The organism is Rhizobium sp. LEGMi-198b, from assembly GCF_054114205.1.
This window is the reverse complement of sequence record NZ_JBSYVH010000006.1, coordinates 91,079-104,165: the sequence shown is the minus strand read 5'-3', so window position 1 is coordinate 104,165 and position 13,087 is coordinate 91,079. Positions and strand designations below refer to the sequence as shown.

10 protein-coding genes are annotated in these 13,087 nt (G+C 60.9%); 4 read left to right on the top strand and 6 right to left on the bottom strand.

The genetic code is table 11. From position 1 onward, the window contains the following. Positions 1 to 13: 13 nt before the first annotated feature. From ACXHXG_RS22210 to ACXHXG_RS22185, 6 genes are all read right to left on the bottom strand, one after another. Complete coding sequence (locus ACXHXG_RS22210) at positions 14 to 1,543, bottom strand: FGGY-family carbohydrate kinase (protein WP_457900750.1); 1,530 nt, start codon at positions 1,541 to 1,543, stop codon at positions 14 to 16. Between the two features lie 90 nt (positions 1,544 to 1,633). Continuing rightward, the gene (locus ACXHXG_RS22205) at positions 1,634 to 2,476 is read right to left on the bottom strand and encodes a DeoR/GlpR family DNA-binding transcription regulator (RefSeq protein WP_283053906.1); all 843 of its coding nucleotides are present in this window, start codon (positions 2,474 to 2,476) and stop codon (positions 1,634 to 1,636) included. Positions 2,477 to 2,644: 168 nt separating this feature from the next. Continuing rightward, complete coding sequence (locus ACXHXG_RS22200) at positions 2,645 to 3,592, bottom strand: D-ribose ABC transporter substrate-binding protein (protein ID WP_199773653.1); 948 nt, start codon at positions 3,590 to 3,592, stop codon at positions 2,645 to 2,647. Between the two features lie 115 nt (positions 3,593 to 3,707). Next, a complete protein-coding gene (locus ACXHXG_RS22195; RefSeq protein WP_457900749.1) occupies positions 3,708 to 4,760 on the bottom strand; it encodes an ABC transporter permease in 1,053 nt (350 codons plus the stop codon). A gap of 23 nt (positions 4,761 to 4,783) precedes the next feature. Further along, entirely contained in the window at positions 4,784 to 6,328 is a 1,545-nt protein-coding gene (locus ACXHXG_RS22190; protein WP_457900748.1) for a sugar ABC transporter ATP-binding protein, read from the bottom strand. Beyond that, positions 6,325 to 6,972 carry a DUF2291 domain-containing protein gene (locus tag ACXHXG_RS22185; protein WP_457900747.1) on the bottom strand — a complete coding sequence of 216 codons (648 nt, stop codon included), beginning with the start codon at positions 6,970 to 6,972 and terminating at the stop codon, positions 6,325 to 6,327. Before ACXHXG_RS22185 ends, ACXHXG_RS22190 begins: the two co-directional genes overlap by 4 nt. 837 nt (positions 6,973 to 7,809) lie before the next feature. Between ACXHXG_RS22185 and ACXHXG_RS22180 the strand changes: the two genes are divergently transcribed. From ACXHXG_RS22180 to ACXHXG_RS22165, 4 genes are all read left to right on the top strand, one after another. Continuing rightward, positions 7,810 to 9,399: an FGGY-family carbohydrate kinase gene (locus ACXHXG_RS22180; protein WP_457900746.1), complete on the top strand. Its 1,590-nt coding sequence runs from the start codon at positions 7,810 to 7,812 to the stop codon at positions 9,397 to 9,399. 33 nt (positions 9,400 to 9,432) lie between these two features. Further along, positions 9,433 to 10,944: a glycerol-3-phosphate dehydrogenase gene (locus ACXHXG_RS22175; RefSeq protein WP_457900745.1), complete on the top strand. Its 1,512-nt coding sequence runs from the start codon at positions 9,433 to 9,435 to the stop codon at positions 10,942 to 10,944. Between the two features lie 21 nt (positions 10,945 to 10,965). Beyond that, positions 10,966 to 11,898, top strand: a complete 933-nt coding sequence (locus ACXHXG_RS22170) for a sugar phosphate isomerase/epimerase family protein (protein ID WP_283053898.1) — start codon at positions 10,966 to 10,968, stop codon at positions 11,896 to 11,898. A gap of 166 nt (positions 11,899 to 12,064) precedes the next feature. After that, complete coding sequence (locus ACXHXG_RS22165) at positions 12,065 to 13,021, top strand: sugar-binding transcriptional regulator (RefSeq protein ID WP_283053897.1); 957 nt, start codon at positions 12,065 to 12,067, stop codon at positions 13,019 to 13,021. Positions 13,022 to 13,087 lie beyond the last annotated feature (66 nt).

Sequence of the window (13,087 nt, the reverse complement as noted above, 5' to 3'; positions counted from 1 at the left end):
GCGGCCTATTGTCCTAATCTTGTGATTCAGCGGAGGCGAGGCGACCGATCTTCGGCCAGATCGGGGTCATTGCCTCGGCGATCTCACGGAACAGCCCGTATCTCTCGCGATAATCGAGACTGCGTGATACATCCGGATGGAAGGTTGTAGCGATCTTGCGGACATCGCGAGGGTCGCTCTGCGGATCGGCATAGAGACCGACGCCCGCACCTGCACAGAGAGCCGCGCCCCAAGCCGCTGCCTCATCCGTCTCCGTCACAGTCACCGGCATCTCGAGTACGTCGGCAAACATCTGGACGACCCTCGGATTGCGGGAAATACCGCCAGCAAGCCTTGCCTCCCCAAAGGCGAAGCCATCACTCAAAGCATCGACATGGATCTTGTGATTGAAGGCAATTCCCTCGAGAACTGCCCGCAGCATGTCACCGCGATCATGCCAGCCGCCCAGACCGAAGAAGCCGGCGCTTGCGGAAGCGCCGTAGGGCGAACCGAACAGATAAGGGTGGAAAAGCGCCGTCGAGAAACGCGCGAACGCCGCCTCTATCTCCGGCGCCAACAGCGCATGGATCGACCCGCCAGACGCTTCGCTGCTTACGCGTTCGCTGGCGCAAAGGCGATCGAGGAACCAATCGTAATTCGCCGTCGAAGCCGGCGAGATCGACATGTTGTTCCACTGGCCGGGCGCAATGGCATTGCGGCAGAACCATCGCCTGTCGACGCGCGGTTCGGAGGACAGGGTTTCGTTGATCGAGTACGTGCCGGCAATCACGGCAACCACGCCGGATGCGTAACCGCCAGCACCGAGCGCCGATGCGGTGACATCGTGCAGCCCGGCCACGACAGGCGTTTCCTCGGCAAGGCCGGTACGCGCCGCAGCGGTCCGCGTCACATGACCGACGATCTCGTCGGAACGTGAGGCCGGCGGCAGGGCATCCGCCAGCGCTTCCAGTCCGAAGAGCCTGAGCGCATCCTGCGAATAGTCCTGGCTGGCGACATCGGTGAAGGAGGTGCTTGCTTCCGTTCTATCCGTTCCGATCACCCCGGTCAGGCAGAAGCGAAGCCAGTCCTTGCAGCTCATGATATGGCCGATTTCGGCAAAACGGGCCGGTTCCTTCTCCTTGATCCAGCCAAGCAGCGCCGACGGCGCCGAGACATGCGGCAATTGCCCGGTAAGCTCTATGGCTTCGTCTGCGACTGGGCTTTCGAGCCAGCGATCGACAACGGCCCCTGCCCGGCTGTCGAGCGACAGGATCGCGCGCCCCAGCGGTCTGTCGGAGCGATCGAGCATGTAGATGCCGTCGCCGTGGGCGGTTGCCGCGACCGCCTGGATATCGGAGGCAGGACGCTTGCTGAGGCTGATCGCCTCGGCGATCGCATCCGCCGTCGCCGACCAGAGCTCATCCATATCGCGCTCGATGTGGCGGGCCCTGGGTATGAACTGCGTGACGCGCCGCCGTGCCACGGCAATCGGCGTGCCGTCGATATCGAAGATGACGGCCTTTGTGACCGTCAGACCACTATCAATTCCGAGCAGACTCGGCATTCTCATGACTCCGGATAGTGGAAAGGCCGCAGGCATGATCCGGTCCGCGAACAGACTGGCCGCTTTTGGCCCCGTCTATCCTCGCCACTCTCATGACCGACCCCCATCGCCCTTGGCGATGACGACGTTGATATCTTTGGACCGCATGCGGTCGATGTGGATGGCGGGCGTCTTGTCATCGACGACCACGGCATCAAACTCACCGAGCGCCGCGAAGCTGTGCAACGCACGCCGCTCGAATTTCGTGTGATCGGCAAGCAGGATGCGCTTAACGGCGCAGTCGAACATCGCCCGTTTCGTGTCGACTATCTCAGGCGACTGATGGAAGACGATGTCGTCGGTGATCGCCGACATCGAAATGAAGGCGATATCGGCCCGCAGCCTAGTGATCTCGTTGATCGTCATGCGGCCCATGAAGGCGTTGCACCAGCTATAATACTGGCCGCCAAGGGCTAGAAGCGTCACGTCATGCATCCCCTTGAGCGTGTTCATCAGGGTCAGCGAGTTGGTGATCGCCGTCAGTGGCACCTTGGCGGAAAGATGGGCTGCCATCTGCAGCACGGTCGTGGAGTCATCGAAGAAAATCGCCTGGCCAGGCTCAACGAACTGCATTGCCGCGGCCGCAATCGATTTCTTTTCGGCCGCTTGCCGGTTTGAACGGTAGACGTCGCTCGATTCAATAAGGCTGGTGGCGGCGGCCGTGACGATTCCGCGCGTCTTGCGGAAAAGACCGCGGCTGACGAGTTCGTCGACATCGCGATGAGCGGTCATCAGACTGATGCCGAATCTCTCTGTCAGATCCTCGATACGCATGGAGCCTTCCGTCATCACCGCCTCGGCAATCATCTGCCGGCGAGCGAGCTGGCGGGTGTGCCGGCTGTCGCTTGGCAATTCGTCCAAGAGGGATGTTCCTAAGCTTGTCTTCTGTGTCACTTTGGCCCCTGCCGCTGAATCTCGTCGATGTCGGTTTCGTACAGCGAATGCAGTGCGAAGGCAAAAAGAGGAGATGGAACAACCCTTTGCATTGCGCATGTCCTGGCCGCCTTCCGCAAACTGCCGGCGGCCGAATGGGGGGCGCCGCGACCGGCGCCCCTGTTGTCATCACTGCGACAGCACGAACGGAGCGGTGTATTTGTCGACATTGTCCTTGGTGATCAGAATGCAATCGAAGAGCTGCTTCTCGCTCTTGGCGCCGGTGCTGCCCGTCTTGATGACGTTGTCGGCCTGCTTGACGGCTTCCGCGGAGAAGGTCGCGACCGGCTGCAGCACGGTGTACTGCAGTTCGCCAGCCTTGATCGCGGCAACCGCATCCGGCGAACCGTCGAAACCGCCGACCTTGATCTTGGCGAGCTTGCCGGCTTCCTTCAGCGCGGCGATCGCGCCGAGCGCCATTTCGTCGTTACCGGAAATGACGCCGACGATGTCGGGATTGGCCTGCAGCATGGACTGCATCTTGTCATGGCCCTGGGTGCGGTCCCAATTGGCGACTTCCTGTGCAACCTTCTTCAGGTCTGGATACTGCGTCAGCACCGTTTCGTAACCATTGGAGCGGGTTGCGGCATTGTTGTCTGAGGGAGCGCCGAGCAGCTCGGCATACTTGCCCTTGTCGCCGACGCTTTCGACCCATTGCTGCGCGCCAAGTGCTGCGCCCTGCGCATTGTTGGAAACGAGCTGAGCCTTGGCGAGACCTTCCTGGTTGATTTCAGCGTTGACCAGGACGACCGGAATACCGGCAGCCACAGCCTTCTTCACCGCGCCGACCGAGCCGTCGGCATTGGCCGGATCGAGGATGATGGCGACAGACTTGTTCGTGATTGCCGTGTCGATCAGATTGCTTTCAGTATTGGTATCGCCTTTGTGGGCGCTGACGGTCGCCGTATAGCCCAGCTTCTCGGCCGTTGCCTTGGCGATATTGCCTTCCGTCAGCCAGTATGGGTTGGCCGGATCGTTGACGATGATCGTCATCTGACCGGCGGCCCATGCCGCCCCGGTCAAAAGCGGCGCCACCGCGACAGCCGTCATAACAATGCGCAATCCCTTTTTAAACATTGGTCTCTCTCCCATTTGATGAGCTCAGATAATGCCGGCGAACCGGCGGTGCTTTCCGCAATCGGCGAGCTGTTTGAAGCAGGTCTGCCGTCGTGGACAAGTTCTGTCGCGATCGTCAGCCCGACTTGGTCCGACGTCCGTATTGGATGCTGTTCATGAGGACCGCGAGCACGATGACTGCGCCGGTAAACACGGTCTGCCAGTAGGCGGACACGCCGATGATCACGAGGCCGTCAGACAGGAAGCCGATGACGAAGGCGCCGAGCATCGTGCCGCGGACGGTGCCGCGGCCGCCGGTCAGCGCCGCGCCGCCGATCACGACAGCCGCGATTGCGGTCAGTTCATAGGTCGTGCCCGCTGTCGGACCGGCCGAAGTGAGCTGCGATGACAGGACCAGGCCGGCGATCGCGGCGCAGACGCCGGAAAGAACGTAGACGATGATCTTCACCCGCTTGACCGGCACGCCCGAAAGGTCGGCGGCGCGTTCATTGCCGCCGGAGGCATAGAGCCAGCGGCCGAAGGCGGTGCGGCTCAACACCAGACCGCAGATGATGGCGAGCGCCGCCAATACGATGACGCCGATTGGAATGCCTACCAGGCGGTTGAAGCCGAGCCAGTCAAAACCGGTATTGCCGAGTTCCGGCCGGCCGCCGAGATTGTTGTAGGTCAGGCCGTTGGTCATCAGCAGCGCGACGCCACGCGCCACATAGAGAACGCCGAGCGACGCCACGAAGGCAGGTACGCGCAAATAAGCGATCAGCACGCCGTTCACAGCGCCCACGACCGCGCCGAGCGCGCAGGTGATCACGACGACGGCCCAGACCGGCGGATACAGGATGACGCCGAAACTCGACAGCGTCACACCTTGCATCAGGAAGCCGGCGATGCAGCCCGCAAGGCCAAGCGTCGAACCGACGGAGAGGTCGATGCCGCCATTCAGGATCACCAGAAGCATGCCGATCGCCAGAATGCCGAAGATCGCGACATGCGAGGCCATGATCAGGAAGTTGTTGAGCGTGAAATAATAGGGCGACAGAAAGGAAAAGACTGCGACGATGACGATCAGCGCGAAGAACGCGCGGCCTTCGAGGATCAACCGAATGACATTGGTGTTCCGCCTCTGCCCGTTCGCAACCGCTTTCTTTTCAGTGACATTCGTGACTGACATAATCAGTGCTCCATAATTGCCGGCTAGTGCGCGACCACTGCTTCGCCCGAGGCGGCCATGATTTTTTCTTTGGTGACGTCGGGACCGAATTCGGCGGATATCCTGCCGCGATGCATGACGATGATGCGGTGAGCGATGCTGAGGCATTCGCCGACCTCCGAGGTCGAATAGATCACCGCCAGGCCCTGCTTGGCGCGTTCGGCCAAAAGCTTGAAGACTTCCGCCTTCGCGCCGACATCGATGCCGCGGCTCGGCTCGTCGAGCAGCATGACCTTGGGTTCGGTCGCGAGCATCTTGCCGATCACGACCTTCTGCTGGTTGCCGCCCGAAAGGGAGCCGATCGCCGCCTCGCCACCATCCGTCTTGATATGAACCTTGCGGATCGAGTTGTTCACCAGTTCCCGCTCGCGCCCGCCGGAGGTAAGCAATCCCTTGGTGAAAGCAGCGATGCTGGCGAGCGAAAGATTGGAGCCGACTGTCATCGTCTGCACGAGGCCGTCGCGCTGGCGGTCTTCAGGCACCAGCACCAAGCCGCTGGCGATACGTCCGGCGATGTTGAGATTGCCGATATCACGGCCTTCGAGCTGGACCCTGCCGCCGCTCGAGCGAAGACGTCCCGCGACGCATTCGAGCAGTTCGGTGCGCCCTGCCCCCATCAAACCGTATATGCAGACGATCTCACCGGCACGGACTTGCAGCGAAAGACGATCCACCGCGTTATAGGCAGCGCCGGAGGGGCCAGGAACCGTCAAACTCTCAAGTGCAAGCGCAACCTCGCCGATCTCATGGCCGGTCGGCGGACTTCCGAGGTCGAAGTTTTCGCCGACCATGTTACGGACGATCCATTCGAGATCGATGTCCTTGCGCTCGGCATAAGCGGTCATGTTACCGTCGCGAAGCACGACGGCATGGTGGGTGATCTGAAGCGCCTCTTCGAGATGGTGCGAGATATAGACGATGGAGACGCCCCGGCTCGTCAGGTCGCGAATGACCTTGAAGAGAACCTCCACCTCGCTGGCGCTAAGCGCTGAGGTCGGCTCATCCATGATGAGGATACGCGAATTGACCGACAGAGCGCGCGCGATCTCGACGATCTGCTGCTGGCCGAGGCGCAGATCCTCGACGGGGGTCAGCGGATCGATCTCCTCTTCAAGCTCCGCCATCAGGGCGCGCGTCTGGCGCTCCTCCTCGGCAAAGTCCACGCCGCCGCTCTTGATGATCTCGCGGCCCATGAAAATATTGTCGCGGACATTGAGGTTGGGAGCGAGGCTGAGTTCCTGATGGATGATCGAGATGCCGCATTCGCGGGCATGGGTGGAGGAAGAAAACGAGACCGGCTGGCCATCGAGGACGATCTCGCCGGAACTCGGCTGGACAACGCCGGAGAGGATCTTCATCAGCGTCGATTTCCCCGCGCCGTTCTCCCCGAAGAGAGTGGTCACCTGGCCGCGATGAATGTCGAAATTGACGCCCTTCAGGGCATGGACACTGCCATAGGATTTCGTGATGTGGCGGGCGGCAAGAACGACTTCGCCGCGTGCGCCCTCATTTTGCAGCGCTGCACTCATTTGACTTCGACCTTGACGGGAGTGATCAGCCAGTTCTTCGGATTGATGAGCTTGAAGACGCCGACGACGGATGCGGTCTTGCCCGACAGATTGTCGACGTCGAGACCCGCAAGAACGTTCTTCTTCATCTCGTTGTTGATCGCCGAACCGGCATCCTGATACTCGATCTGATTGGTGAACTGGCCGAACTCGATGGTGCCCGTGGCATCGCGCAGGTCCGCGCCGTTGACGGCCGGACCCGTCTGGACGCGGACAACGACGTCGTCCGGCAATCCATCCACCTTGATCTCGTTGTAATTGGCTTTTCGGACGCCGAAGACGCCGGCCAGCGAAACCGGCATGACCGGGCCGGTGCTCGTGGCAACGCCGTATTTGTCGCCTGCCGCCTTCTTGTCGGCCGCGATCGCATTGGCGAGATCGACGGCACCAACGGCGCGCTGCTCGACATTCGCCACTACCTTCGGGAATTCCTGTGCGCCATAGGCCTCTGGCGAGAATGCCTGTTCGCGCACGTCATGTTTGGAGCCGATCCTTACGACAGTCGTATCGAAGCCGATCGCCGCGATGACGATCACCGCCGCCGCCACGCTCGCCCATAGTGTGAATTTCGGCTTGGAGGCCGCGTTTTGAATTTGTGCACTCATATTCGAAAGACCTTCGGCGCTATCGGCCGGATTGCTCTGTTGACAAGGAAGGGAACCGCGAGCCGCGGCCGGCAATCATCGAAGCCGCTGTCGGCCTGCGCCAACGGAACGGCGCGTGCCTCGTTCACAGACGCGATCGCCTTGGCACCAAACCGGACCGGATCCTGAAACGAAATAGCTCATCGAAATTCCTCCTCGGTTGCCGGCGCTTGTCTCCCCCAATCACCTGACCTCATCATCACAGCTATGACGCTAGCTGCGATATATTTATGTTATTAACGCCATAAACCATGTTATAAATTTTCCGATGTGTCAATAGCCTCTCTTGATCCTACTGGCTTCCTGGCGCATTCGCCGTCCATGAGATAGGGCCGGCAACGATAGTCATCGCGCTTGCCGCCATCGCCAGCCTTTCGGCATTCACCAATGCTCGGCTTAGTGTCCATAAATCAACAGAGGCCAAAAAAATACCGTTGAAAACCAATAGTTTTTAGCGTCAATTTGCTGATTGCTCAATTGGCCGCATCCTGGCTGCGACCACTTCAAGGCCAAGCCATGCAATGCCCGCCAACCAAGCGCCGCTTGGCTCGCGGGATATCCGAAACAATTGACACCATCCATTTTATATGAAAAAAATTACATTGCCAGAAAAATATTGCGTACATTATGATATCTCTACGTTATAATCTGATCGAGCATTTCGGCAGCGAATGCAGTCGTTGAGATGGCGCCGCAGGCGCGGTTCAATGAAAGCGATTGGGGAGGAGCGAAGAATGGATGCGACACAAGGATTGACCGCCGTGGATGCAGGTCTTGGCGCGCCGGAGCTATTGCGCAATGCCTAGCAACGAAACGCTCATCATTGGCATTGATGCGGGAACCTCCGTCATCAAAGCCGTGGCCTTCGAGCTTTCGGGCCGGCAGATCGCGTCGGCCTCGGCGCGCAATCAGTACACGATGGGAGATGACGGCTCCGCTACGCAGCCGCTCGGCCGTACGTGGACGGACTGCGTCAGCGCCTTGCGCGGGCTCGCTGACATGGTCAACGACCTTGCCGCGCGTACCGCCATCATTGCCGTGACCGGCCAAGGAGACGGCACCTGGCTCGTCGGCTCCAATAACGAGCCCGTCGGCGATGCCTGGCTATGGCTCGACGCACGGGCCGCCCCGACCGTCAATCGCTTAAGCAGCCATCCGGACAATCGCGCGCGTTTCGAGGCGACCGGCACCGGGCTCAACACCTGTCAGCAGGGCTCGCAGCTCGCGCATATGGACCGCTATATGCCGGAGCTTCTCGATCGCGCCGAAACGGCGCTGCATTGCAAGGATTGGCTCTACCTCAATCTCACCGGCATTCGCGCGACCGATCCGTCCGAGGCAAGCTTCACTTTCGGCAATTTCCGCACGCGTCGCTACGATTCCGTCGTCATCGACGCGCTCGGCCTCAATCACAGAACATCCCTTCTGCCCGAGATCATCGAAGGGACCGAGCTCACGCATCCGCTATCGGCCGATGCGGCAAGCGCGACCGGGCTGCTGGCCGGCACGCCCGTCTGCCTTGGCTATGTCGATATGGTCATGACGGCGCTCGGCGCCGGAGTGCGTACCGCCGGCCAGAATGCCGCTTGCTCGACGATTGGCTCGACAGGCGTGCATATGCGCGCCAAGGCGGTCTCCGATGTCCAGCTCAATGCCGAGGGCACCGGCTATGTCATCACCCTGCCGATCCCCGGCATCGTCACCCAGGTTCAGACCAATATGGGTGCGACGATCAATATCGACTGGATTTTGCAGATTGCCGCCGATCTGATGTCCGAAGCGGGCAAGCCTGTAGCCGCCTCGGATCTCATCTCCCGGATCGACGCCTGGTTCGCTCAAAGCCGTCCCGGTTCCATTCTCTACCACCCTTATGTTTCCGAGGCGGGAGAACGCGGCCCCTTCGTCAATGCCCATGCGCGGGCCGGCTTTACCGGGCTCTCCATTCGCCACGGCTTTCCGGACTTGGTTCGCGCCGTGGTCGAAGGGCTCGGCATGGCGACGCGCGATTGTTACGCGGCGATGGGCGATATGCCGCTGGAGCTGCGGATGACAGGCGGAGCGGCACGAAGCCGCGCACTGCAGCAATCGCTCTCGGCCGCCGTCAATGCGCCGGTCAGAGTCTCTGAACGCCAGGAGGCGGGAGCCGCAGGCGTTGCCATGATGGCCGCCGTCGCAATCGGCGCCTATGCGACCATGGACGACTGCATTGCCGAATGGGTGACGCCGCTGCTTGGTGAAACCGAAGCGCCCGACGCGGACGAGGCTCGCCGTTATGACCGACTATTTGCGGCCTATCTAGAGGTGCGGCAGGCGATCGCACCCGCGTGGGACAAGCTCGCTTCGCAGCCACAGGGGCATACACATCCCGCGCGCGGTCGAGACAGATGATTTTGATGCGAAAGGCATCCTAAGGAGCGTGAAATGACTGAATCCGAAATCCTCGATCTCTTCGTGATCGGCGGCGGGATCAACGGCGCCGGCATCGCGCGGGACGCAGCCGGTCGGGGTCTCTCCGTCATGCTCTGCGAGAAAGATGATCTGGCGGAAGGCACGTCATCGCGATCGGGGAAGCTCGTCCACGGGGGTCTGCGTTATCTTGAATATTATGAGTTTCGCCTGGTACGCGAAGCCTTGATCGAGCGCGAGGTGCTGCTGAATTCCGCAAGCCACATTATCTGGCCGATGCGTTTCGTGCTGCCGCATAGCCCGACGGATCGGCCCGCCTGGCTCGTCCGCCTCGGCCTCTTCCTCTACGATCATCTGGGCGGCCGCAAGCGCTTGCCCGGCACCCGCTCCCTCGATCTCAGCCGCGATCCGGAAGGCACGCCGATCGTCGATCAATATACCAAGGGCTTCGAATATTCCGACTGCTGGGTCGACGATGCACGGCTCGTGCTGCTGAACGCACTCGATGCGGCCGAAAAGGGCGCTCAGATATTGACGCGCACGGCCTGCGTCAGCGCACGGCGCGACAATGGCAGTTGGATCGTTCAGATGCGCGACCAGCGCTCCGGCGACCTGCGCACAGTGCGGGCGCGCGTCCTTGTGAACGCCGCAGGCCCATGGGTCAATGACATCATCGGCCGCGTCGCCGGCTCTAACAGCCATCGCAAGGTCCGGCTCGTCAAAGGCAGCCATATCATCGTTCCGAAATTCTGGAGCGGGCAACATGCCTATCTGGTTCAGAATCATGACCGGCGCGTGATCTTCATCAACCCTTATGAAGGCGACATGGCCCTCATCGGCACAACGGATATTCCCTACGAAGGCCAACCGGAGGAGGTGAAGGCCGACGAGCAAGAGATGGATTATCTGATCGCCGCCGTGAACCGCTATTTCAAGGAGAAGCTGCGCCGTTCCGACGTGATCTCAAGCTTCTCCGGCGTTCGGCCGTTGTTCGACGACGGTCAGGGCAATCCTTCCGCCGTGACGCGCGACTACGTTTTCGATCTCGACGAAACCGGCGGCGCGCCGATGCTCAACGTTTTCGGCGGCAAGATCACGACGTTCCGCAAACTGTCCGAACACGCGCTGCAAAGGCTCGCCAAATTCTTCCCCAAGATGGGCGGCGATTGGACCCGTGCGGCGACATTGCCGGGCGGTGACATTCCGAACGCGGACTACACCAGCTTCGCAGACACGTTGCGCGAGGCCTATCCCTGGATGCCGCGCGTGCTCGTGAACCACTACGGGCACCTCTATGGGGCGCGGACCAAAACCATCATCGGCGACGCCACGTCACTTGCCGGCCTCGGGCGCCATTTCGGCGGCAATCTCTACGAGGCGGAGGTGCGTTACCTCGTTGCTTACGAATGGGCGCAGACCGTGGACGATGTTCTCCTGCGGCGCACCAAAGAAGGCCTGCATATGACCGCGAAGGAGAAGACGGATTTCTCGACTTGGTTCAAGAGCGAATTGGCTCAGGCCGCCTGAGACATCCGAGGAGCCGATCCCATGGCATTGACACTTTCACTCAACACCAATCCGCTGGTGAACCGTTTCGCCGAGCCGGATGATCTCATCGAGACGGTTGCGCGCGACCTCAGGATCCGCGACCTGCAATTGACGCATGAGTTCATCAATCCGAGCTGGCAAGCATCGGCAATCCGACGGCTGACCCGCAGGATGCGAGCCGCGTTGGAGCGCACCGGCGTTCGCGTAACCTCGGGCATGACCGGCCCCTATGGGCGCCTCAATCATTTCGGCCATCCCGACGCCGATGTCCGGCGCTACTATGTCGACTGGTTCAAGACCTTCGCCGACATCATCGCCGACCTCGGCGGCCAGTCTGTCGGCACGCAATTCGCCATCTTCACCTACAAGGATTTCGACGATCCGGCGCAGCGGGAGAGCCTCACCCAGATCGCCATCGATTGCTGGGCTGAGGTTGCCGAGCACGCCCGTTCGGCCGGTCTTTCCTATGTGTTCTGGGAGCCGATGAGTATCGGCCGCGAATTCGGCGAGACTATCAGCGAATGCATTGCGCTTCAGGATCGCCTGACGGCCGCCGATCTCGCGGTGCCGATGTGGATGATGGCCGATATCGATCATGGCGATGTCACGTCGGCAAATCCCGACGATTATGATCCCTATGCCTGGGCGCGCGCCGTTCCCCCGGTTTCTCCGATCATCCACATCAAGCAAAGCCTGATGGACAAGGGCGGGCATCGGCCCTTCACGGCGGAATTCAACGCCAGGGGCCGTATCCAGCCCGCCCCGTTGCTGCAGGCCTTCGCCGAGGGCGGTGCCGAGGACAATGAGATTTGCCTAGAGCTGTCGTTCAAGGAGCGCGAACCCAATGATCGCCAGGTCATATCACAGATCGCTGAAAGCATCGCCTTCTGGGCGCCTCATATCGACACCGGCGCGGGCAGCCTGCGCCTCTAGTTGCAAGAACCCGGCAAGGCTTTAGGACATCAACGTTGCGGCATTACATTTGATTCTTGGTCGAGCACCGATGCCGCAACAGCAACGAAGCCTGCCGCTGACCACCATCGAAAGGCACCGATGGCGAAAGCGCGATTTTGGGTGAAAGAATGGAAGGGGACAATCGATGGCCGATGCGGATGAGTCGCTCGCCGTGCGCGCCGCCTGGCTGCACTATGCCGGCGGACTGACACAGTCGGAGGTCGCCAAACGCCTTGGCGTGCCGTCGGTCAAGGCGCACCGCCTGATCGCACGGGCGGTCGCCGACGGCGTCGTCAAGGTGACGATCGACGGCGATATCGTCGAATGCGTGGAGCTTGAGACCCGCCTGGCGGAACGTTTCGGCCTGCAATATTGCGAGGTGGCGCCGGATCTCGGCGAGGAGGGCTTCGAGTTTCGCGCCCTCGGCCAAGCCGGCGCCGGCTTCCTAAAGCGGGAGATCGAGCGCGGCGACAACAAGGTCATAGGCCTCGGCCACGGTCGAACGTTGTCGTCCGCCGTGCACCATATGCCGCGGTTGAACGCCAAGGGGCTGCGGTTCGTCTCGATGCTCGGTGGCCTGTCGAGAAACTATGTGGCCAATCCCTATGACGTGATGCACCGCATCGCCGAAAAGACCGGCGCGCACGCCTATATGATGCCCGTGCCTTTTTTCGCCAATACCGGCGAGGACCGCGAAGTGATGCTTGCGCAGCGCGGCGTCAAGGAGGTGTTCGATCTCGCCAACAATGCCGACCTGAAGCTTGTTGGTCTCGGAACCGTCGATACCGACGCGCAGCTTGTCCTATCCGGGATGGTTGAGCCGCGTGAAATCGCGGAGATCGCGGCCGCAGGCGGCGTTGGCGAGATACTCGGGCATTTCTTCGATACTGACGGACACATTCTTGAGACGACGCTGACGGCGCGAACCCTGTCGGCTTCCCTGCCGCGGTCGAAGAAGGAAAGGCTGGTCGCCTTGGCCGGCGGCGTTGCGAAGGCCGAGGCCATCCGCGCGGTCCTGAAAAGCCGATGCCTCTATGGTCTGATTACCGACGAACGAACCGCCCAGGTGCTTCTGGGGCCTTCCTCGCCACATGAATTATAACAAAATAACAAAATTAATGTGGAACCATGTGATAAACGTGTTACATTCCCAGGCATCCGATCCGGA

Excerpts from the sequence above, each read along its gene's own strand:
- ACXHXG_RS22180 (WP_457900746.1), top strand. The coding sequence starts at position 7,810 with ATGCCTAGCAACGAAACGCTCATCATTGGCATTGATGCGGGAACCTCC.
- ACXHXG_RS22170 (WP_283053898.1), top strand. The coding sequence starts at position 10,966 with ATGGCATTGACACTTTCACTCAACACCAATCCGCTGGTGAACCGTTTC.
- ACXHXG_RS22195 (WP_457900749.1), bottom strand. The coding sequence starts at position 4,760 with ATGTCAGTCACGAATGTCACTGAAAAGAAAGCGGTTGCGAACGGGCAG.
- ACXHXG_RS22190 (WP_457900748.1), bottom strand. The coding sequence starts at position 6,328 with ATGAGTGCAGCGCTGCAAAATGAGGGCGCACGCGGCGAAGTCGTTCTT.
- ACXHXG_RS22210 (WP_457900750.1), bottom strand. The coding sequence starts at position 1,543 with ATGCCGAGTCTGCTCGGAATTGATAGTGGTCTGACGGTCACAAAGGCC.
- ACXHXG_RS22185 (WP_457900747.1), bottom strand. The coding sequence starts at position 6,972 with ATGAGTGCACAAATTCAAAACGCGGCCTCCAAGCCGAAATTCACACTA.
- ACXHXG_RS22165 (WP_283053897.1), top strand. The coding sequence starts at position 12,065 with ATGGCCGATGCGGATGAGTCGCTCGCCGTGCGCGCCGCCTGGCTGCAC.
- ACXHXG_RS22175 (WP_457900745.1), top strand. The coding sequence starts at position 9,433 with ATGACTGAATCCGAAATCCTCGATCTCTTCGTGATCGGCGGCGGGATC.
- ACXHXG_RS22200 (WP_199773653.1), bottom strand. The coding sequence starts at position 3,592 with ATGTTTAAAAAGGGATTGCGCATTGTTATGACGGCTGTCGCGGTGGCG.